Source organism: Amycolatopsis stemonae (genome assembly GCF_054781455.1).
This window is the reverse complement of sequence record NZ_BAAGUJ010000006.1, coordinates 131,922-151,680: the sequence shown is the minus strand read 5'-3', so window position 1 is coordinate 151,680 and position 19,759 is coordinate 131,922. Positions and strand designations below refer to the sequence as shown.

Sequence of the window (19,759 nt, the reverse complement as noted above, 5' to 3'; positions counted from 1 at the left end):
GGGCAACATCGGGGAGAAAACGAGGCATCGCCCCGGCGATCAGCAGATGAATGTCCGGTGTGCGCTAATCTGGCCCGATCATGGGGCTGGGCGGCCCCGCACCCCGGCGTGGCGAGGAGTTGAATTCGTGCAACCGAACCTGGGGCCAGGTGAAGACTTCCAACTGCTGCTCGAGCGGCAGGTCCGGGACATGCAGACGAAAGCGGCCGCGCTGAACGAAGCGCTTTCCGCCGCCGGGGCCACGGTCCGCACCCGCGACGGGTCGGTCACCGTGACGCTCGCGCCGAACGGCGCGCTGACGAACCTGGAGCTCGGCCACCGGGCGTGCGAACTGGGCCCGGCGCGGCTGACCGCGGCGATCATGGGCGCGGTGCGCGACGCGCAGCGCCAGACCGCCCGCGCCGTCGCGGACTCCTTCGCGACCATCAACGGCGACGGCGAGTCGACCGACATGGTGCGTTCCTTCCTGCCGCCGGACCCGCCGCCGGACGGCGACTTCGCGGCGCCGGAAAGCGCCGAGCCCGAGCGCACCCCGCCGCCGTCGGCGACCCCGCCGCCGCCGGCCGCCCCGCGTCGCCGTCCCCCGGCCGACGACCACTCCGACGACGAATCGAACCCCTGGTGAGCGGCGGCGGCTTCCGGGTCGATTCCGAACCCCTGGCGAAGTTCGGCCAGCACCTCGACGAACTCCAGCGCAACCTGCAGAGCACGGCCGACCTGGTCGGCGGCATGACCTGCGACCCCGGCATGTTCGGCATCAACCCGGCGTGCCAGCTGATGGCCGCGGGCGCGAGCACCTGGACGGACAAGGCGCACCACCAGTTCGGCGACTACGCCAAGACGATCGGCGAGTTCTCCGACAAGGTCGCCGAGGCCGCGAAGCGCTACAAGTCCGGCGAGGAAGACGCCGTCGACTCGATCGTGAGGTTCGAATAGTGGCCGACGACTACCAGAGCAAGGACGTCAGCCTCCACGGCTCCGAACTCTTCAACAGCGACAACGCCTCGGCCGGCGCGGGCTTCTTCGAAGCGGCGATCGGTCTGGACAAGGCCGTCAAGGACAACGACAAGGTCGCGATCGGCATCGGCGCGGCGGGCATGGCGCTGGAGACGATCGGCCTGGTGCTGGACCCGATCGGCAGCCTGCTGACCGCCGGGATCGGCTGGCTCATCGAGCACATCACGATCCTGCGGTGGCCACTGGACATCCTGATGGGCGACCCGATCGGCATCGCGGCGGCCAGCGAAGCGCTCACGGCGGAGAAGAAGAAGCTCGAGGACTGGTCGGCGCAGCACCAGCAGGCGCTCGACACGCTCATGAAGGACTGGGAGGGCAAGGCCGCCGAGCAGTTCAAGAAGGACATGGACGCGGTCACCGAGCAGCTGGGTTCCCTGGGCGGCTACCTCGACCAGGCCGGCAAGAACATGAAGATCGCGGGCGGCATCGTAGGCGCGTTCCGCGGCATCCTCCGCGACCTGATCGCGATGCTCCTGGCCACGATCGTCAAGGGCGCGTTGATCGCGGCGGCCCTGGCCCCGGTGACGTTCGGCGCCTCGATCGCCCTGTTCATCACGACGACGATCGGCACGGTGGCCACGGCCCTGGGCAAGATCGGCGCCAAGCTGGCGGAGCTGGGCAAGAAGCTGGCGGACCTGGTCCAGGCCCTGGCCAAGATGGGCAAAGCAGGCGACGACCTGGCGGCGGTCAAGCCCCCGGCGGGCAGCCTGACGCCAACGCCCACCCCGAAGCCCACCCCCAAGCCGGAGCCGACCCCGGCCCCGAAGCCCGAGCCGAAGCCGGACACCACACCGGCCTCGGCCACCCCGGAACCCAAGCCCGACACCACCCCATCCTCGGCCACCCCCGACCCCAAGCCCGAACCCAAGCCGGACACCACACCGGAGCCAAAGCCCGAACCGAAACCCGACACCACCCCATCCTCGGCCACCCCGGAACCCAAGCCCGAACCGAAACCGGACACCACACCGGAGCCGAAACCGGACACGACCCCCGAACCGAAGCCCGACACCACACCCTCGTCCGCCACCCCGGAACCCAAGCCCGAGCCCAAGCCGGACACCACACCGGAGCCAAAGCCCGAACCGAAACCCGACACCACCCCATCCTCGGCCACCCCGGAACCCAAGCCCGAACCGAAACCGGACACCACGCCCGAGCCGAAGCCGGACTCCACCCCCTCGTCGGCCACCCCCGAGCCCAAGCCCGAACCGAAGCCCGACACCACACCCGAGCCCAAGCCGGACACCACACCCGAGCCGAAGCCCGACAGCACCCCGTCGTCGGCCACCCCGGATCCCAAGCCGCACAAGCCGTTCACCGATCAGATGACCGATGTCATCAAGGACAAACTGTCCAAAGTCGACGGTGTAACGCCGGAGATCATGCAGAAGTTCGACAAGATCAGCAACTTCTCCGTGCACGAGCTCGGCAAGGTCTTCGGCAAGGAAGGCGCCGAGCGGTTCGAGTCGGCCATCAAGATCATGACCGATCCGTGGTTCGGCAAGTCGGGGCTGGCCGGGAAGACCGTCGTCGACATGATCAAGGGTGTGCCCGCCAGCATCGGGAACGTCACCGGCGGGGACGACAACTAGTCACTCCTCGGCGAGGATCACCGCCCGGGACGCGAGGTGCAGGGCCAGCCTCTCGTCCGGGCGGGACAGGTCGACGCCCAGCAGCTGCTCGATCCGGGCGACCCGGGCCGCCACGGTGTTGCGGTGCACGCCCAGCACCGTGGCGGTCTCGGCGATCGACGACTCCGCGTCCAGGTAGGCCGAAAGCGTCCTGACCAGGTCGCCCGGGGCGTCCCGCAGCGGCGCGACCAGGGCGCGCGCCGCCGGTTCGAACGTGTCCGTGCGGGTCCACTCCAGCAGCAGCTGGGCCATGCCGAGCTGGTCGACGTGCAGGAAGTGGCCCGTTTCGGGCCGGGTCGCGGCCAGCCGGGCCGCGTCGAGGGCCTCCGCGACCGTCGTCGCCAGGCCTTCCGGACGCGGGTGCGGCCGCCCGACCCCCATGTGCCCGCCCAGGCGCACCGCCCGGTGCACCGCCTGCAGCCGGGCCGCCAGCGACCGGACGCGCTCCGCGGTCGGCTCGTGGTCGAAGGTGACCCAGCCGGTCCAGCCGTCGCCGTGCTCGACGACCACCGCGTCGACGTCCTCGGCTCGCAGCGCGCGCACCACTTCCTGGGTCCGTGCCACCGTGTCGACCGCCGCCGGGACGCCGAGGTGCAGCCCGGCGTGCCAGCCGCCGAGGCGCCAGCCCGCGTCGGCGACGCGGCGGCGCAGGTCCGCGCCCGGCTCGGTGTCCAGGCGCAGGAGGTCGCCGAGCAACGCCGTGCGCGAGCGCGCGTCGCGTTCCAGCTCCAGCCGGTTCGCCAGCAGCCAGCGCTGCAGCGCCCCGGCCGCCACCGCGAGCGCGGGCGGGACGACGTCGGCCCGGGCGGCGTCCACCTCGGCGGCCAGCCACATCGCGGGCCGCTGCAGCAGCACCGGGTGCGCGAGCAGGACCCCCTCGTCGAGTTCGATCCGCTGCGGCACGGCCTCGTCGAGCCGGACGCGCCCGGAAACCTCCCCGGCCAGCGGGGCGCCGCGGTCGTCGAGCACCGCGACCGGCGAACGCAGCAGCCGCCGCAGCACCGCGACGACCTCTTCGGGCGGGCGCAGCCGGTCGCCGAGGGCGCGGTGGGTCGCCAGCAGCAGCTCCGCGCGGTCCAGTTCCGGTGCCGCGAGCAGGAGCCGTGCCTCGACGAGCAGGTCCAGCGGCGACGCGGCCGTGCTCAGCAGCGGCACGCCCAGGCGGTCGGCGAGCAGGCGCGACGCGGTGAGCGGCTCGGTCGCCGGCAGCAGCACCCCGGTGGCCCCGGCGTCGGCACACCGCCGCAGCAGCGCGTCGATCTGCCAGTCGGTGCCGGCGATCGGCCGGACGACGACGGTCAGCTCACCCGCCACCGGGACGTGCGAAGCGTCCAAAGTGGCCTTGACCGTCGCGAGTGGACGGTCGAGACCGGCCGACCCGGCCAGCAGGACGACGTGCTCCGCCCAGCCCGGCAGCGCGAGCACCCGTCGCAGTGTCACGGGAGCCCCACCGGGTCGCAGTCGATGCCGTACGCGCGGGGCCGGACCACCGGCAGCCACCGCGGGTCGGTCCAGAACGGCGCCGCCGCCAGCCGGACGACGTCGACCTCCACGCCCGCGCGGATCGCATCGCACGACACCGGGACGCCGGTGCGGTGGTCCAGTACCGAAAGGACGTCCGGAGTGGACGCCACCGGTGTGCCGTCGCGCAGGGCGAGCAGGTACTCGTTCTCCATCTCCAGCCGCAGCAGCGCGCCGTCGCGGTGGTCGGCGAGGGTGACGCTGCCCCGGCCGAACCCCGGGCTGCCGTGCTGTCCGGGTCCGACGTGCCGCGCCACTTCCAGGACCCGGCCGCGGGCCAGGACCGAACCTTCGAGGGCGGCTTCGAGCGCGTCCCGCGCCGGGCTTTCCCCCGCAGCGAGCACCCGGCGGCCGAGCGCCAGCGCGCCGCTCGTCGTCCCCGGCACCGTGCACGCGGCCAGCTCGCCCGCCGGGATCGGGGCGAGCGCGAACGCCGCCCACCCGCCGGAGCCGGCCAGGAACGCCCGGGTGCCCCGCTCGATCACGGCGTCGGACCCCGCGGCCAGCACCACCACCTGCCCGCCGGGCTCGGCCAGCGCGGCGGGCGCGATGCCGCGGCCGGTCGCGGCGACGGAGAACTGGTCGAGCCGGGGCAGGCCGCGCCCGGCGAGGTCGGCGTCGACGTAGCCCAGCCCGAGCTGGTCGGCGACGACCAGGGGCAGCAACCCGTTGAGCCCGCCGATCTCGATGGACATCAGGGCGTCGGCGCGCTCGCCGGTCCAGCGTTCGACGGCGGCCACCGCGGCCGCGAACTCGTCGCCGCCGGGCAGCTTCTCGGTGAACGCCGCGGTGGCACCGACGATGCCGATCGGCACGACCCCGGCCGACGGTGGCAGCTCTTCGATCGCTCGTACGGCGAGTGAGCGGCCGGCTGCGACCAGCCGCCGCAGCAGGACCGCGGCGGTGGCGGTGTCCCCGCCACCGCCGGACCCGAGCAGGGCCACCCCGCGTTCGAGGGCGGCCACGTCACCGGCCGTGATGCGCATGAACGACCACAGTAGACGAGCTCAGCGCAGCGCGTAGCCGCCGTCGGGGTAGAGCGTCGACCCCGTGGTGTAGGTGCTGCCGAACAGGTACAGCACGGCATCGGCCACTTCGGACTCCTTGCCGACGCGGTGCAGCAGCGTGTCCGCGCGGTACTGGGCGAAACTCGCCTCCCGGACGTCGGCCGGCCGCCCGGCCCACAGGGCGCCGTCGATCGTGCCGGGCGCGACGACGTTCACCCGGACCGGTGCCAGCTCGACCGCGAGTCCGCGGCCGAGGCCTTCGACCGCCGCGTTGCAGGCGACGTAGGCGGGCGCCGCTCCCGGCGGCCGGACGCTCGCCGCGCCGGACATCAGCACGATCGAGGCGTCGGGAGCCAGCTTCGGCACGGCGTGCTTGACAGCGTGGTACTGGCCCCAGAACTTCGTCACGAACGGGCTGGCCGCGTCCTCGTCACCGAGCTCCCGCAGCGGCCCGACCGTGTAGGACGCGCCGGGCGTGAACAGGTGGTCGACGCGGTCGAGCGCGCCGAAGAACGTGGCCAGCGAGCCCTGGTCCGTGTTGTCGACGACCTGCCAGGTGCCGCCGACCTCCTTCGCCGCGGTCGACAGCTTCTCCGGCGTCCGCCCGCCGAGGTGCACCGACGCACCCGCCGCCGACGCACGCCGGGCCACTTCGAGCCCGATGCCCGACCCGCCGCCGATGATCACTACGTGCTTCCCGGCGAGGCTCACGCGATCTCCTCGACGGGCCGGAAGTCGTGGGCGAGCCCGAACGCGCCCGGGCCGAAGGTGTCCAGCGCCTCGGGCGTGCGCATCAGCGCCGGGGTCGAGATGCCGACGACGGTGACGCGCTGCCCGTACCGCAGCGTCTCGGTGGTGATCGGCTCGGCGGACTCGGACTCCAGCACGCAGATCAGGTCCGGCACCAGGCAGCGCACTTCACCGTCCACAGTGGCCAGGAGGTTCTCGTTCTGGAACAGGATCTCCAGCTTGTGCGCGCCGTCGAACGAAACGGCCGCCGCCCGGCCGCGCGCGAAGCCCGCCTCGGTCCGGCGTTCCACATCGGACACCTTGCCGCGGAACAGCACCCGCAGGTGCTGGTACGGCGTCGAGCGCAACGCCGACGCCAGCCGGCCGACCGGGTCCTCGTTGGACTCGCGTGCCTCACGGATCGTCCGGCCCACGGTCAACGCCAGCGAAAGCGTTTGCGGCACGGCCGTGCGCTTGACGTCGGCGCCGCTCATCGCGTACTCGGCGATGTGCGCGACCCCGCCGAGCCGGATGGTGATGCCGCGCGCCAGCCACTCCATCCGCCGGTTGTCCGCGCCGGTGTCGATCACGGTCGTCTCGCCGCGCTCGCCGCCGATCGCCATCGGCGAACCGGGCACGCCGTAGACGCCGAACGTCTCCATCTGCAGTTCGGGGAACGCCCGGCCCATGCCGTCGGCGTCGACGACCGGCAGACCGAGCCGCGCGCCGACGAGCAGCGGGATCATCGAGTTGATGCCCCCGCACTCGATCGGCATCGTGGCGTCGGCCCGTTTCCCGAGGTGTTTTTCGAGGGTCCGCAGGGCCAGCACGGGTTCCGAGCCGTTGGGCAGCTTCTCGTGCACCACGGTCGGCGCGCCCATCTGCGCGGTCGGGACGACGAGGGCGTCGTCGTCCACTTCGGACGGGTCGAGGATCGTGACCGGCCCGTGTTCGCGGATGGCCTCGCGCACGAGCAGGCGGCCGACGTACGGGTCGCCGCCCCCGCCGGTGCCGAGCACGGCGGCGCCGCGGGCGAGGTCGGTCAGGTGGTCTTCGGTCAGGGTCCAGCTCACCCGGCGACTCCGATCGGGTCGATGTCGTAGCCGAAGTACCGCGGCCCGGCGAGCGCGAGGCCTTCCGGCGTGTGCCAGCGCGGGTCGGCGGGAGCGGCGATCACCGTGACGCGCTGGCCGTAGCGCAGCCCTTCGGTGGTCACCGCCTCGCCGGACTCGCGCTCCAGCGTGCAGATCAGGTCGGGCACCGACGCTTCGACGACGCCGTCGCGCTCGGCGACCAGGTGCTCGTTCTGGAACCGCAGCACCAGTTCCGCGCCGGTGTCGTCGTCCATTCCGGACAGGCGGGCCTCGCCGCGGGCGAAGCCGGTGACCGTCCGGCGGGCGACGTCGACGACCTTGCCGCTGAACAGCCGCCGCCCACCCAGCCGGTCGACCACGCGAGCGACCGGGTCCTCGTGCGCCGCCCGGGCCACGCGCACCAGCGCACCCAGTTCGGCGCACAGGCTGAGCGTGCCCGGTACCAGCGACTCCCGGGCCTGCGAGCCGGACATCGCGTAGTTGCTGATCATCGCCGAGCAGCCCATGTCGATGGTCGCGGAGCGGGCGAGCCGCTCGGCCCACCGGTTGTCCACTGTGTCCAGCACCCCGCGGTTGCCCTTCTCGTCCGCAATGGACATCGGGGTGGCGCGGATGCCGTACAAAGTCGGCAAAACCATTTGCAGCTCGGGGAACGCCCGGCCCATGCCGTCGGCGTCGACCAGCGGGAGCCCCAGCTGCGCGGCCGCGACGACCGGGATGAGCGAGTTGACCCCGCCCGCCTCGGCGCACGCGATGTGCGTCAGCTCCTTGCCGAGGTAGCCGGCGAGCGTGCGGGCGGCGAGCCCGACCTGCTCGGCCGAGGGCAGCTTCTCGACCATCACTGTCGGCGCACCCATCATGGCCACGGGCAGCACGACGGCGTCGTCGCCCACCTCCGCCAGGGGCACCAGCGGGACCGGCCCGTACGAGCGGACCGCCGAGAGCGCCAGCAGCCGGCCGATGTACGGGTCGCCCCCGCCGCCGGTGCCGAGGATGGCGGCACCGCGGGCGATGTCGTGGAGGTCGTCCGCCGTGATCTCGCGCATCACGCCCCCAGCTGCAGGTCGCCGACGGCCTTCGCGCGGATGCGCGTGGCGTTGCCGGGCAGGTACGGGATGGGTACTTCGTCGAAGTCGACGATGCCGACCGACGCGGGCGACGCCCCGGCGGCGACGGCCCGGTCGATCGCCTCCTGCTTGGCCTCTTCGACGACGGCTTCCCGGCGGCCCGGTTCGATCACGAAGACGCGGTCGACCTCGCCGCCGATCTGCGCGATGGCCGCGCCGATCGCGTTGGCCACGGCGTAGTTCTCCGGCCGGTGCACCTCGCCGCAGCCGGCCAGCTCGTCCGGCAGCAGCACGGAGCCACCGCCGACGGCGACCACCGGCAACGGCTCGGCGGACGTCCGCATCCGTTCGACCACATCGGACACCTCGGCCGCGATGCGGTCCAGTGCGGCACGCACCAGGCTCTTGTCCAAATGCGACACCAGCGAAGGATCACCGATGTCGGCGCGGCCCGCGGCGACCGCGATGTCGGTCGCGGTGAGCGTGTCGCCGCCGAAGACCAGGGCCTTCGACGTCAGCTCGTAGCCGACCGAGTCCGGGCCGACCGTGACGTTGCCGCGCACCCGGCTGCCGCCGCCGAGGCCGATCGACAGCACGTCCGGCATCCGGAAGTTGGTGCGGATCCCGGCGACGCTGACGTCCGTGGTCGCCTCGCGCGGGAACCCTTGCCGCAGGACACCGACGTCCGACGTCGTGCCGCCGACGTCGACCACCGCGCAGGTGTCCAAACCGGACAGCACGGCCGCGCCGCGCATCGAGTTCGTCGGCCCCGAGGCGAACGTCGCCACCGGGTAGCGGCGGGCGAAGTCGACGTCCATCAGCGTGCCGTCGTTCTGGCTCAGGTACAGCGGCGCGGTGATGCCCGCGCCGGTGACCGACGCGGCCAGCCCGTCGACGATGTGCGCGGCCAGCTCCCGCAGCGCCGCGTTGATGACCGTCGCGTTCTCCCGTTCCAGCAAGCCGATCCGGCCGATCTCGTGGGACAGCGAGATCGCGACGTCCGGCAGCTGCGCGGCGATGATCTCCGCCGCGCGGGCTTCGAACTCGGCGTTGACCGGGGAGAAGACCGAGGTGATCGCGACGCTGCGCACCCCGGCCGTCCCCATGTCGTCGGCGGCCTTGCGCAGCTCGCTCTCGTCGAGCTCCGCGATGTGGCGGCCGTCGAACTCGTGTCCGCCGTGGACCAGGTAGCTGCGCCCCGACACCGCGTCGACGAGCCGCTGCGGCCAGTCGACCATCGGCGGCAACGACGCCCCGGCCGGCAGGCTGAGCCGGACGGCCGCGGTCGGCGCGAGCCGGTGGGCCTCGACGAGCGCGTTGATGAAGTGCGTGGTGCCGATCATCACCGCCCGCACGCCCGCCGGGTCGAACGCGCGCTGCCGCTGCAGCCCGTCGATCGCCGCGACGATGCCCGAGGTGACGTCCGCGGTCGTGCTGGTCTTGACCGAGGCGAGCACCTGACGGCCGTCGAGCAGGACAGCGTCGGTGTTGGTGCCGCCGACGTCGATGCCGATGCGCACAGGTTCTCCTTAAGCAGACTGGACGGCGGGAGCGGTCTCGGCGGTCCGGCTGCTGCCGATCCCCCGCACCAGACCGAGCTTCCCGGCGACGACGTACAGGACGAAGGCCACGACGAGCGAGTTGATGCTCGGCAGGCCCCATTCGACGAACTCGCCGAAGAGCGCCGCGGCGATCCAGACGACGATCGTGGCGGGCACCCACACCGGGGCGTCTTCGGGAACCGTGCCCCGGGCGCGGGCGGCTTCCAGGTCCCCGCGCCACTTCTTCACGACGAAGTACTCGGCGACCATGATCCCGGCGATCGGCGGGAACGCGACGCCCAGCACAGTGAGGAAGTCGGTGAACTTGGCCAGGATCCCGGCCGCGGCGAGCACGCTGCCCGCGATGCCGAGCACCGCGGTGACCAGGCCGCGGTGGGCCTTGCGCCCGGACACCGTGCCGATGAAGTTCACGACGCCCAGCCCCGAGGAGTACAGGTTCCAGTCGTTGATCTTCATCGTGCCGGCGATGACGATGAGCAGCCCGACCCAGCCGACCGACGACGTCACGATCGTGGTGATCCCGGCGCTGCCGACGGCGTGCGCGAGCAGCACGCCGGAGAGGCCGATGACGTACTCGCCGAGCGTGATCCCGACGAGCGTCTGCTTCACGACGTCCGAAGTGGACCGGTTGAAGCGGGTCATGTCCGGGGTGATGACGGCGCCGACGATGAAGCCGCCGGCCACCAGCGTGGTGCCCTGGAGCAGGCTCAGCGACGGCCCGGGCGGGGCCGAGGAGACGAGCGCGCCGACGTCGTGGCGGGTCAGCTCCGAGATGACCGACCAGCCGACGAGGACCAGGAACGCCGGGACGGTCACGTACGCCGTCCAGGCCATGGAGTGGAAGCCGCGCACCACGATCGCGGTGACGAGCAGGCCGAACACGAGCGCCCAGCCCCACTCCGGCAGGCCGCCGATGAGCGAGACGAGCCCTTCCGCGGAGACCGCGGACTGGATGCCGAACCAGCCGATGAGGCTGATCCCGATGGCGAGCCCGATGAGCGCCGAGCCGCCGCGGCCGAAGCCGGTCCAGCGGGCGATCATGGACGTCGAAAGACCTTCGCGGACGCCGATGACGCCGACGAGGATCGTGATGAGCTCCAGGATGACCGAGCCGAACGTGAACGCCAGTACCGCGTTCCAGAAGCTCATCCCGAAGCCGACGGTGGCTCCGAGCAGGAACTGGGACAGGGCGGACACCTGGCCGAACCGCTGGACGGCGACCGACCACCACGAGTACCGGGCCTGGTCCGGCACTCTGGTGAGGGCATAGTCATCGACACCGACTGCTGAGGCCACGCCGACCTCCTATTCCGGGAAGGGGAACGGTTCCCCGCACCGTAGGCAGCGGTTCCGGCGGCGTCACCGTGCGATGTGCACAGCCAGGGCGTCGGCGCTGTGCACTCAGCCCAGCGGGTCCACCCCGGTCAGCGTGACACTTTCCGCCCACAGCCGCCCGGCGGCCGCGTCGTCGGCGAGGTTCTTCCAGCGTTCCTCGAGCCGCGGGCGGCCGCGCAGGCCGAAGACGTGCGGGCCCCACAGCTGGCCGCCGGTGACGTCCGGGCCGAGCACCGCGCGGACGGCGGGCCGCGCGCCGGCGTCCTTGCCCTGCAGCAGAACCCGGGCCGGCAGCCCCGTGAGCCACTCGCCGGCGGTGCGGACGTGCACGGGCGGCCGTGACGGCGTCAGCGAGTCGAGCGCACCACCGGGATGGGCCACCACGCTCAGCCGCTTCGAGCCCGCCTCCCGCAGCCGCCGGTCGAGCTCCAGCGCGAACAGCATCTGGGCCAGCTTGGACCGCTCGTACGCCCGCTTCGGCCGGTAGTCGCGCTCGCTCTGGAGGTCAGCGAAGTCGAGGCTCGCGGACTTGGCCGCGAAGCTGCCGGTGGTGACGATGCGCGCGTCCGGCGCCAGCACCGGCATCAGCCGGGCGACCAGCGCGAAGTGGCCGAGGTGGTTGGTGCCGAACATCAGCTCGTGCCCGGCGGGGGTCTCGCGCCGCGGCGGCTCGTCGAGCATGACGCCCGCGTTGCAGACGACGGCGTCCAGCTCACCCGGGTCGACCGCCTCGAGCGAAGCCAGGTCCGCGAGGTCGATCCGGACGTGCTCGACCTTCGCCCCGGCGACCCGCGCGCGGAGGGCGCTCTTCGCGGCCTCCGCCTTCGCCGGGTCCCGGCTGCCGATCACCACCTCGGCACCCGCCGACGCCAGCTGCTCCGCGGCGAAGTACCCGATCCCGGCGTTGCCCCCGGTCACCAGTACCCGCATCGACGACCCCTCCCCGTGCCAAGCTGTCGGCCATGGACAACGCTACCGGCTACCGGCGTTCGACCGGCTCGGCCCGCGGCGAGGCCCGGCGCCGGGAGCTGCTGGCGAAGGTCACCGACGACGTCGCCGAGAACGGCCTGGTCGACTTCTCGCTGCGGCGCGCCGCGCGGGCCGCCGGGACGACGCACAAGGTGCTGCTCTACCACTTCGCGAGCGCGGAAGACCTGCTCCGCCAAGCGGTCTTCGCCTTGCGGGAACGGCGGATCGGCAACGCGCTGACGGCCGTCGCCGAGACGTCCTCGACGCTCACCGACCGCGTCCGCGCCGCCTGGGTGAGCCTGCGCGACGAGGAGTCGGAGCTGCGGCGGGTCCTCGACCAGGCGATGGGCCTGGCGATGTACGACCCGGGCCGGTACGCGGCGCTCGGCCACGGCGCGTCCCAGCAGTACCTGCCGACGCTCATGGAGTTCTGCCCGCCCGGCTGGCCGGACCAGCGGAAGTTCGAGGTCGCTTCGATGGTCCTCGCGACCTTGCGCGGCTTCCTCGTGGACCTGCTGACCAGCCCGGACGGCGCAGGCGCGGCCGCCGGGTTCGAGGCGCTCCTGCGCGCGGTGGAGCGGGAGGAAGCTCTCGACACAATGTGAACCGCGTGGTTCACTTCTGGCATGGAAATCGCGCTGGGGGCGGGCACCGTCGAGTACACCGACACGGGCGGGCCGGGCCCGGTCGTCGTCTTCGTCCACGGCCTGCTGATGGACGGCACGTTGTGGGACGGCCCGGTCGCGACTCTGCCGGGCCACCGCTGCGTCGTCCCGACGCTGCCGCTGGGCGCGCACCGGCACCCGATGCCGACGGACGCCGACCTTTCGATGCCCGGCATCGCCCGCCTGCTGGCCGGCTTCCTGGAGCGGCTCGACCTGCGGGACGTCACCCTGGTCGGCGTCGACACCGGCGGCGCGCTGGTGCAGCTGCTCATGGCGGACGGTGCTCCGCGGGTCAGCCGCGTGGTGCTCGCCTCGTGCGACGCCTTCGACAACTTCCCGCCCGGGCTCACCGGCAGGACGCTGTTCCTCACCGGGAAGCTGTCACCGGCGTTGTTCGGCGCGTTCATGCAGCAGATGCGGCTGCGCGCGGTGCGCCGGCTCCCGATCGCGTTCGGCTGGCTGACCAAACGTGGCGACGCCGTTTCGGCGGGCTGGATCCGGCCACTGCTGAGCCGGGCGGACGTCCGCCGCGACACGGTCCGCGTCCTGCGCGCGGCCGCGGCGGCCCCGGACCTCCTGGTCGAGGCGGCCGAGCGGCTGCCGGCGTTCGACCGGCCCGTCCTGGTCGTCTGGGCCGCCGAGGACCGCGTGATGCCACCGGAGCACGGGAAGCGGCTGGCCGCCTTGCTGCCCAAGGGAAAGCTCGTCGAGGTCGATGACAGCTACACGCTGGTCCCGCTCGATCAGCCGGCCGAGCTCGCGCGGCTGATCCGGGAGTTCACAGCCGGCTGAGGCCGTGGAGGATGCGTTCCATCAGCTCGAGGCTGGGCCGGTTCCCGGAGCTCTTGCGCGCGGTGTGCACGATGACCAGCCCCCGGTCGGCCAGATCGGACAGCAGGACCCGCGCGACGCCCAGCGGGATCCGCCGCCGCGCGGCGACCTCCGCGACCGACTGGGAGGTCCGCAGCAGCGCGCAGATCTCCGACTCTTCCGTCGTGCTCCCCCGCACCACGGCCTGACCGCGCTGGGTGATCGACACCAGCGTCTCGATCGGCAGATCCCGCGTCGGCCGCGTTCGGCCGTGGGTGCGGAAGTACGGGCGGACCATCCCCGCTCCGCCTTCTTCGAGCACGGACCCCCAGTGCACAGCCAGCTCCTCACGGCGATTAATCCTTGTCGGCGATTATTTGACCCGGTGATCCACTTGGCCGCAATCGACCGAACAGAGCAACGCCGTAAGAACCGCTGGTCAGAGCGCCTTCGGTGGCGCGGTACTCCCCCGAAGGACTAGTTGTGTCCCGAGAATCGACGGCGATGTCGCGATTTTTCCACCGGACAATCGCGCGAGCAGCAACCGCCCTGCCCGCTCGCCGAGCTCGGCCACGGGCTGCGCGACCGTGCTCAGGTCGAGCAGGTCGGCCAGTTCGTGATCGTCGAACCCGAGCACCGAGACGTCGTCCGGCACCCGAAGCCCGGCCCGGCGCAGCGTGCGCAGCGCGCCGAACGCCATTTCGTCGGAGGCGGCGAACACCGCGGTCGGCCGGCGCGGCAGGCCGAGGAGGGTGCCCATCGCGCGTTCCCCGCCCGCGACGGTAAACCCGCCGCCGGTCTCGAACGCCGCCTCCGGCTCGCGGCCGTCCTCCCGGCACACCGCGTGGTAGACCTCGCGGTAGGCCTCGAGCCGTCGCAGCGGCGTCGTGAACCCGAGCGGGACCGGGGCGTTCTCCCCGATGAACGCGATTTCCCGGTGGCCCAGCTGGACGAGGTGGCGCATCGCGCCCACCGCGGCCGCGTGGTCGTCGATGCCGACGGAGTCCGCGCCGGGCTCCTCGGTGCCGACCGTGACCAGCGGCGTGCCCACGCCGAGCAACCGGTCGCGCTCGGCCCCGGTCAGCGGCAGGGAAAGCACGAGCACGGCGTCGACGCGGCGCCGCAGCGGCAGATCGGCGAAGAACCGCGCGCGGCCCGGGTCGTCGCCGAGGTTGTAGAGCAGCAGGCTCGTCCCGGCGTCGCGCAGCACCCGCTCCACACCGGAGATGAGCCGCGAGAAGTACCAGCGGTCGACGTAGGGGACGATCACGCCGACCGTCCCGGTGCGGCCGGTGGCCAGGCTCGACGCGGCGGGCGAGATCGCGTACCCGAGCCGCGCCGCGGCCGCCAGCACCCGGGTCCGCGTGCCTTCGGCGACCCCGGGCCGCCCGCGCAGGGCCCGCGACACCGTGGCCGCCGAGACGCCGGCGAGCCGGGCCACGTCGTCGAGCTTGTCCGGCATCTCCTGCCCCATTCGCCGCAAGCGCTTGCAACCAGTTTCCCATCAGGCGTTGACACTTGCCTTGATCAAGGCTAATCATCGATGCAAGCGCTTGCAATCAAGCGTTGCCTGTCCGGCAAGGAGGCCGACATGCGCCAGCTCCTTCCCGTCGTCGGCGCGGTCACGCTGGCCGCCTCCGCGCTCGCCGCGTGCTCCTCGGCCGCGGGCCTGACGATCAACCTGTACATCTCGCCGGAGGACCACCTGCAGACGGTGGTCGACCGGTGCACGCAGGAGGCCGCGGGCCGCTACAAGATCGTCTACAACAAGCTGCCGCGCGGCGCGGACGGCCAGCGCGAGCAGATGGTGCGCCGGCTCGCCGCCGGGGACACCTCGCTGGACGTGCTCGGCCTCGACGTCACGTGGGTCCCGGAGTTCGCCGAGGCGGGCTGGGCCGAGGAGTGGACGGGCGCGAACGCGGCCGCGGCCACGCAGGACGTCCTGCCCGGGCCGCTGGCCACCGCCAAGTGGAACGGAAAGCTGTACGGCGCCACGAAGAACACGAACGTCCAGCTGCTCTGGTACGACGACCGGATCACGCCGTCGCCGCCGAAGACGTTCGACGAGCTGGTGACGCAGGCGCAGCAGCTGAAGGCCGCCGGGAAGCCGTACCAGGTCGTGTTCACCGGCGCCCAGTACGAAGGCCTGGTCGTCTTCTACAACACGCTGGTCGCCTCCGCGGGCGGGCACATCCTGTCCGACGACGGCAAGTCCGTGGTGATGGACGACGGCGCCGTGCGGGCCCTGGAGCTGCTCAAGAAGCTGACGACCGCGGGGATCACCGACCCGTCGCTGACCAACCAGAAGGAGGACGACATCCGGCAGGCGTTCCAGCGCGGGCAGGCGGCGACCGAACTGAACTGGCCGTTCGTCTACGCCTCCTACGCCAAGGAAAAGCCGCAGGACCTCGCGCACTTCAAGTGGACGCGCTACCCGGCGGTGGACCCGGGCCGCGCCAGCCGCGTCACGATCGGCGGGTTCAACCTGGCGGTGTCGACGTATTCGCAGCACAAGCCGGAAGCGTTCGAAGCGGCGCTGTGCCTGCGGAACGCGACTTCGCAGAAGTACCAGGCCCTGGTGGACGGCATCCCGCCGAGCATCGCGTCGATCTACCGCGACAACGGCCCGCTGGACCCGGCGAAACCGGCCGACCCGAAGGAAAACCCGACGATGGCCGACCAGTACCCGATGAAGGGCGACATCCAGGCGGCCCTCACGGACGCGGCGGTCCGCCCGCTCACCCCGGCGTACCAGAACCTTTCGACGGTGATCTCGAAGGTGCTGTCCCCACCGGCGGAGATCGACGTCCAGGCGACGGCTCAGGAGCTGCGGCAGCGCTTGGCGGACGCGTTGGCCTCACGGGGCATCATCCCGTGAGCCGATAGGCGGCCGGTCCTCTCCGGCCGTACCCTGGCAAGCATGGACGAGCGGGCGAAGAGCGAGCGCGACCGCATCGCCGACGAGCGCGACCGCATCGCCGACGAGCGCGACCGCAAGGCAGACGAGCGCGACCGCAAGGCGGACGAGCGCGACCACCGCGCCGACGAACGCGAGCACCGCGCCGACCAGCGCGAATCCTCGGCCGACAAGCGCGAGGAGCGAATCCGCTTTTACGAAGCCCGTTTCGAATCCTTCCCGGGATCCGGTGCGAACTTCGAAACCACCCTCGCGGAGATCGACCACGAACTGCTCGACCGCGCCGGCGCGGAGGTGCAGCGCGCGAAGGCCCGCCTGTCGGCATCGGCGGCCGGCGCAGAGCGCGAGCAAGCGGAGATCGACCGCGAGGTGGCCCGCTCCATCCGGGACGGCGAGGTTTCCGAATAGCCCTCGAATAGCCCTCAGAGCCGGATGGGCTTCTTGTTCATGAACTATCCAGGCGGTCAACGGGCCTGGGGGCGTTCTTGGGCGTACCGCCTCTGACCTGCTCTTTTGCGTCTGTTGGGTCCGGTCGCGTCCGGGCCTGTCTGGACTTCTGACGGCCTGTAGACGGCCTGGCTCCTCGCTGCCCTGTGCCTCATCTGGCCAGGTGGCAGCCCTCCCCGTCTTTCTCGTCCCCGCCGCCATTAGCGCCGGAGGACCGGTGTCAAGGGTGGGCGCTTGCGTCCATCGCGCAGCGACGCCGCAGGCGCTCTTGATGGCGGTCGGCCGGTGTTAAACGATCGCTGACGAGGGAGCGGCCACCAGGTCGTGCCCCGGTCGGCGTAACACTGATCGACCGGGCGGCGTCTCTGGACGTATGGGGACGAGTGGATCAACCGGCTCCCGGCGGCGCGCGCACGCGGGCGGGCCTCCGGCGGGCCGCCCGGCGACCGGCGGCCGGAGCGGAGCGGCAGGCCGTCCGTGTCGCATGAGGGCGGACCCGCCGCACGGGTGGTGACATGCGCGCCGCCGCTGGCGGCGCGCCTTGATCCCATAGAGCCAATTTCGGCAGCGTTTGGAGACGACGTGGGCTTTCTTTCATCACTGCTGCCTGGCCTTCGCGAACTGCGAGCACCTCTCGCATCGGGGGCGATCTGGCTCGCAGCCATCGTGTTCACATTTCACGACACAGTAAAGTCGATCAGTGATCAAATAGTCAGATACGCGTCAACCCTTACAACCAGCACAGCATCCGGAGCGATCGTCACCGCGACCGCAGTTGGCGCAGCTTATCTACTGGGAAGTGTCGTTGAGACTGCAATAAACCCTTTGGTATTTAAGCTAGGCAGACTAGCGCGAAGACTTGGGATTGCCATTTCTCGACTCGGCTACCGATCGAGAAATGGGAAGTTTATCCCACGATGGGGATTTAAGAAAATCTCACGATTCTTCGCGAGAATGGACTTGCACTTCTGGCCACTGAACCAGACGTCGAGAAGCATGATGTTTGAAGCCATTCGCTCAAGACTCACCAGAACTGGAATGACCGCCGTTGGAACTTTTGGATTCCCCATCGAGCAGGCCATAAAGACACTCCCCTACGGCGCAACTCGACTCTCCCAAACAGCACCAGCTCTTTATCAAGAGTACGATCGGCTAGCGTCAGAAGTTGACCTACGAGTAGCGATTTCCCCTGCAATAATCGCTGCAAGCTGCACTTTTCCGACGGGAAATCACTTCATATTGATACCCCTGGCTACTCTGGTTTCAGCAACGCTCCTCGTCCAAGCCGCCCAGAAACTTAGGCGATCTCATGAGCTCTTGGCTAATTGTTACTATCAGGATTATATCGATTTGCCGATCGTCGAGACAGTGCGGGACGGGATAGCCGCACTCGACGAAACCCCACAGAATGACAACGAATGGCTCTGCGCTCTCGTCATAACCCTTGAAAACAGAGGATTCTACCAAGAGGCGCGGACAGCATTGGACGAGATCGAAGATGTCACACATGAAGAGGCACAGAAAGAGATGGAGGCGATATTCCGAAAGAAGAATCCCGATCTAGCGGACGACTGGGTGGCGATTATCAATAAGCGAAAGGAGGAAGCTCGCGAGCGTACCGCACCATCATCGGGCAGCCCCGCGACACAGACTTCGCAACACAGAGCAAGCTAGTCTCAAGGGCACAGATCGGCCTACATTACGCCACAGCACACAGCTCTAGGTGAAATACGGCAAATCTGCCCCACTTAATGCATGAGACAGGCGCAGCTCGATAGATTTGTGAATTTTTAGATTACCCAGACCTGCAGGAGCAACCCAAAGAACCTCTTTACTCTCATCGCTAACAGAAGCAACACCTCCGAGATATTTAGCACGGAAGCAGATAGAGAACTCCTGCCGAACCTCACCATCGTCGTAGGCAATAACATGTTTTGGGTCTGAGTACAGGCCGATCAACCCGTTGATCTCACACTCAATGCCTGTCTCTTCGCGAACCTCCCGTACCGCTGCCTGAGCCAACGTCTCACCGAGTTCCAGTTGGCCACCCGGGATTGAGTACAGATCGTTGTCCGTGCGCCTAATCATTAATATCCGGCCTTCATCGTCCTGGATGAACGCCGAGACTGCTACCGCAATGCTGTTCACTTTGGGGGCGTTGGGGTCGTTGTAGTAGTCGACTCGGGTCATGCTGCCTCCTAGAAGGTGGCTGGCTTGGCGAGGTTCCAGACTGACTCGAAGCTCTCCGAGTACGTCTCGAAGAGGTCCCCGGCGGAAAGCCGCCGAAGGTGGAGCGACGGGGCGTGGGCTCCCTGGAACCCGTACACGTGCGTATTGATGATCATCTCGTCGTCGAACCGGAAGATCGAGTTGTACAGCGTCGTGTTATGGAACCGCATCTCGATGCCTTCGACACCGATCAGCGGTCGATAGAACGCGAGGGCGTTGCGGATACGCGCTGGAAGCGTCCCGTCGCCGAGCTGCTCCTCCTCGCCCCGCAGCGCGACGCTGCCACCCTCCGGGTCACCGAAGGCCAGGCGGATCTTCGCGCCGGCCGCAGCCTTGGCAATCAAGTCCTTTATGAAGCGCGGGCGCTCGACCAAGAACAAAGCGGCGTGTACCAGGACCTCAACGTTCTCCGACGCCTCCTTGATCAGCCGGTCCCATAGCTCGACCGGGATGGCGTTGCGATGCGGGAACACCCGCACGACTTCCGCTGCCGCCGTCTCGGCCTTGCGCGCCGGTGCGATCGAGTCCGGCCATAGGTAGGTCTCTGACTCGCGCGCCATCGCGGCGATCTTGTGCCGATGCTTCGGGTACGGCAGGCGCCCCTTGGTGATCCAGCGTTCGACGGTCTTGTGATCGACGCCGACGGCGTTGGCGACCTGTTCCAACGTCAGACCGTTGCGCAGCAGCGCGTCACGCAGGCGTTCGTTCGGCATCAGCACCCCCCTGGGACTTTTAGGGACGTCTTCGACCGTACCA

20 protein-coding genes are annotated in these 19,759 nt (G+C 70.2%); 8 read left to right on the top strand and 12 right to left on the bottom strand.

Going from position 1 to position 19,759, the window contains the following annotated elements:
- Window positions 1-127 precede the first annotated feature (127 nt).
- The 3 genes from ACYVLJ_RS23415 to ACYVLJ_RS23405 are packed head-to-tail and all read left to right on the top strand — an operon-like array spanning window position 128 to window position 2,612.
- Window positions 128-625, top strand: a complete 498-nt coding sequence (locus tag ACYVLJ_RS23415) for a YbaB/EbfC family nucleoid-associated protein (protein WP_460440293.1) — start codon at window positions 128-130, stop codon at window positions 623-625.
- A complete protein-coding gene (locus ACYVLJ_RS23410; RefSeq protein WP_451984859.1) occupies window positions 622-936 on the top strand; it encodes a hypothetical protein in 315 nt (104 codons plus the stop codon). Before ACYVLJ_RS23415 ends, ACYVLJ_RS23410 begins: the two co-directional genes overlap by 4 nt.
- Entirely contained in the window at window positions 936-2,612 is a 1,677-nt protein-coding gene (locus tag ACYVLJ_RS23405; protein WP_460440292.1) for a WXG100 family type VII secretion target, read from the top strand. Before ACYVLJ_RS23410 ends, ACYVLJ_RS23405 begins: the two co-directional genes overlap by 1 nt.
- Here the strand turns inward: ACYVLJ_RS23405 and ACYVLJ_RS23400 are convergent, their stop codons facing one another.
- The 8 genes from ACYVLJ_RS23400 to ACYVLJ_RS23365 all read right to left on the bottom strand — a co-directional run bounded on the left by ACYVLJ_RS23400 (window position 2,613) and on the right by ACYVLJ_RS23365 (window position 11,896).
- A complete protein-coding gene (locus tag ACYVLJ_RS23400; RefSeq protein ID WP_460440291.1) occupies window positions 2,613-4,091 on the bottom strand; it encodes a helix-turn-helix domain-containing protein in 1,479 nt (492 codons plus the stop codon).
- The gene (locus tag ACYVLJ_RS23395) at window positions 4,088-5,158 is read right to left on the bottom strand and encodes a DUF917 domain-containing protein (protein WP_460440290.1); all 1,071 of its coding nucleotides are present in this window, start codon (window positions 5,156-5,158) and stop codon (window positions 4,088-4,090) included. The genes ACYVLJ_RS23400 and ACYVLJ_RS23395 overlap by 4 nt, the downstream gene beginning before the upstream one ends.
- Window positions 5,159-5,179: 21 nt before the next feature.
- Entirely contained in the window at window positions 5,180-5,890 is a 711-nt protein-coding gene (locus ACYVLJ_RS23390) for an SDR family oxidoreductase (protein WP_460440289.1), read from the bottom strand.
- The gene (locus ACYVLJ_RS23385) at window positions 5,887-6,981 is read right to left on the bottom strand and encodes a DUF917 domain-containing protein (protein WP_460440288.1); all 1,095 of its coding nucleotides are present in this window, start codon (window positions 6,979-6,981) and stop codon (window positions 5,887-5,889) included. The genes ACYVLJ_RS23390 and ACYVLJ_RS23385 overlap by 4 nt, the downstream gene beginning before the upstream one ends.
- Window positions 6,978-8,048 (bottom strand): DUF917 domain-containing protein, encoded by a 1,071-nt coding sequence (locus tag ACYVLJ_RS23380; RefSeq protein ID WP_451984871.1) that lies wholly within the window; start codon window positions 8,046-8,048, stop codon window positions 6,978-6,980. The genes ACYVLJ_RS23385 and ACYVLJ_RS23380 overlap by 4 nt, the downstream gene beginning before the upstream one ends.
- On the bottom strand, window positions 8,048-9,589 hold the full coding sequence (locus tag ACYVLJ_RS23375) for a hydantoinase/oxoprolinase N-terminal domain-containing protein (RefSeq protein WP_451984873.1): 1,542 nt from the start codon (window positions 9,587-9,589) through the stop codon (window positions 8,048-8,050). Before ACYVLJ_RS23375 ends, ACYVLJ_RS23380 begins: the two co-directional genes overlap by 1 nt.
- 9 nt (window positions 9,590-9,598) lie before the next feature.
- Window positions 9,599-10,927 carry a purine-cytosine permease family protein gene (locus ACYVLJ_RS23370; protein WP_451984875.1) on the bottom strand — a complete coding sequence of 443 codons (1,329 nt, stop codon included), beginning with the start codon at window positions 10,925-10,927 and terminating at the stop codon, window positions 9,599-9,601.
- 105 nt (window positions 10,928-11,032) lie between these two features.
- Window positions 11,033-11,896, bottom strand: coding sequence for a Rossmann-fold NAD(P)-binding domain-containing protein (locus tag ACYVLJ_RS23365; RefSeq protein WP_460440287.1), 864 nt, complete (start codon window positions 11,894-11,896; stop codon window positions 11,033-11,035).
- 32 nt (window positions 11,897-11,928) lie between these two features.
- Between ACYVLJ_RS23365 and ACYVLJ_RS23360 the strand changes: the two genes are divergently transcribed.
- Both ACYVLJ_RS23360 and ACYVLJ_RS23355 read left to right on the top strand, forming a co-directional pair.
- A complete protein-coding gene (locus ACYVLJ_RS23360) occupies window positions 11,929-12,540 on the top strand; it encodes a TetR/AcrR family transcriptional regulator (RefSeq protein WP_460440286.1) in 612 nt (203 codons plus the stop codon).
- Between the two features lie 21 nt (window positions 12,541-12,561).
- Window positions 12,562-13,392, top strand: coding sequence for an alpha/beta fold hydrolase (locus ACYVLJ_RS23355; RefSeq protein ID WP_460440285.1), 831 nt, complete (start codon window positions 12,562-12,564; stop codon window positions 13,390-13,392).
- Here the strand turns inward: ACYVLJ_RS23355 and ACYVLJ_RS23350 are convergent.
- Window positions 13,379-13,747 carry a DUF742 domain-containing protein gene (locus tag ACYVLJ_RS23350; protein WP_451984883.1) on the bottom strand — a complete coding sequence of 123 codons (369 nt, stop codon included), beginning with the start codon at window positions 13,745-13,747 and terminating at the stop codon, window positions 13,379-13,381. The genes ACYVLJ_RS23355 and ACYVLJ_RS23350 overlap by 14 nt on opposite strands.
- Before the next feature lie 102 nt (window positions 13,748-13,849).
- Entirely contained in the window at window positions 13,850-14,872 is a 1,023-nt protein-coding gene (locus tag ACYVLJ_RS23345; protein WP_460440284.1) for a LacI family DNA-binding transcriptional regulator, read from the bottom strand.
- A gap of 129 nt (window positions 14,873-15,001) precedes the next feature.
- On the opposite strand from ACYVLJ_RS23345, the gene ACYVLJ_RS23340 reads away from it, so the two are divergent.
- The 3 genes from ACYVLJ_RS23340 (at window position 15,002) to ACYVLJ_RS23330 (ending at window position 18,448) form a co-directional block, all read left to right on the top strand.
- Entirely contained in the window at window positions 15,002-16,288 is a 1,287-nt protein-coding gene (locus ACYVLJ_RS23340; protein WP_460440283.1) for an ABC transporter substrate-binding protein, read from the top strand.
- A gap of 42 nt (window positions 16,289-16,330) precedes the next feature.
- Window positions 16,331-16,735, top strand: a complete 405-nt coding sequence (locus ACYVLJ_RS23335) for a hypothetical protein (RefSeq protein ID WP_460440282.1) — start codon at window positions 16,331-16,333, stop codon at window positions 16,733-16,735.
- A gap of 993 nt (window positions 16,736-17,728) precedes the next feature.
- Window positions 17,729-18,448 carry a hypothetical protein gene (locus ACYVLJ_RS23330; RefSeq protein WP_460440281.1) on the top strand — a complete coding sequence of 240 codons (720 nt, stop codon included), beginning with the start codon at window positions 17,729-17,731 and terminating at the stop codon, window positions 18,446-18,448.
- Between the two features lie 45 nt (window positions 18,449-18,493).
- Here the strand turns inward: ACYVLJ_RS23330 and ACYVLJ_RS23325 are convergent, their stop codons facing one another.
- Entirely contained in the window at window positions 18,494-18,964 is a 471-nt protein-coding gene (locus tag ACYVLJ_RS23325) for an NUDIX hydrolase (RefSeq protein ID WP_460440280.1), read from the bottom strand.
- An 8-nt stretch (window positions 18,965-18,972) separates the two neighbouring features.
- A complete protein-coding gene (locus ACYVLJ_RS23320) occupies window positions 18,973-19,716 on the bottom strand; it encodes an XRE family transcriptional regulator (RefSeq protein ID WP_460440279.1) in 744 nt (247 codons plus the stop codon).
- Between the last annotated feature and the right edge of the window lie 43 nt (window positions 19,717-19,759).

What these genes read in the sequence shown, in the direction of transcription:
- ACYVLJ_RS23340 (WP_460440283.1), top strand. Translation starts at nt 15,002, where the DNA reads ATGCGCCAGCTCCTTCCCGTCGTCGGCGCGGTCACGCTGGCCGCCTCC.
- ACYVLJ_RS23365 (WP_460440287.1), bottom strand. Translation starts at nt 11,896, where the DNA reads ATGCGGGTACTGGTGACCGGGGGCAACGCCGGGATCGGGTACTTCGCC.
- ACYVLJ_RS23345 (WP_460440284.1), bottom strand. Translation starts at nt 14,872, where the DNA reads ATGCCGGACAAGCTCGACGACGTGGCCCGGCTCGCCGGCGTCTCGGCG.
- ACYVLJ_RS23335 (WP_460440282.1), top strand. Translation starts at nt 16,331, where the DNA reads ATGGACGAGCGGGCGAAGAGCGAGCGCGACCGCATCGCCGACGAGCGC.
- ACYVLJ_RS23330 (WP_460440281.1), top strand. Translation starts at nt 17,729, where the DNA reads ATGGACTTGCACTTCTGGCCACTGAACCAGACGTCGAGAAGCATGATG.
- ACYVLJ_RS23380 (WP_451984871.1), bottom strand. Translation starts at nt 8,048, where the DNA reads ATGCGCGAGATCACGGCGGACGACCTCCACGACATCGCCCGCGGTGCC.
- ACYVLJ_RS23355 (WP_460440285.1), top strand. Translation starts at nt 12,562, where the DNA reads ATGGAAATCGCGCTGGGGGCGGGCACCGTCGAGTACACCGACACGGGC.
- ACYVLJ_RS23395 (WP_460440290.1), bottom strand. Translation starts at nt 5,158, where the DNA reads ATGCGCATCACGGCCGGTGACGTGGCCGCCCTCGAACGCGGGGTGGCC.
- ACYVLJ_RS23320 (WP_460440279.1), bottom strand. Translation starts at nt 19,716, where the DNA reads ATGCCGAACGAACGCCTGCGTGACGCGCTGCTGCGCAACGGTCTGACG.
- ACYVLJ_RS23360 (WP_460440286.1), top strand. Translation starts at nt 11,929, where the DNA reads ATGGACAACGCTACCGGCTACCGGCGTTCGACCGGCTCGGCCCGCGGC.
- ACYVLJ_RS23325 (WP_460440280.1), bottom strand. Translation starts at nt 18,964, where the DNA reads ATGACCCGAGTCGACTACTACAACGACCCCAACGCCCCCAAAGTGAAC.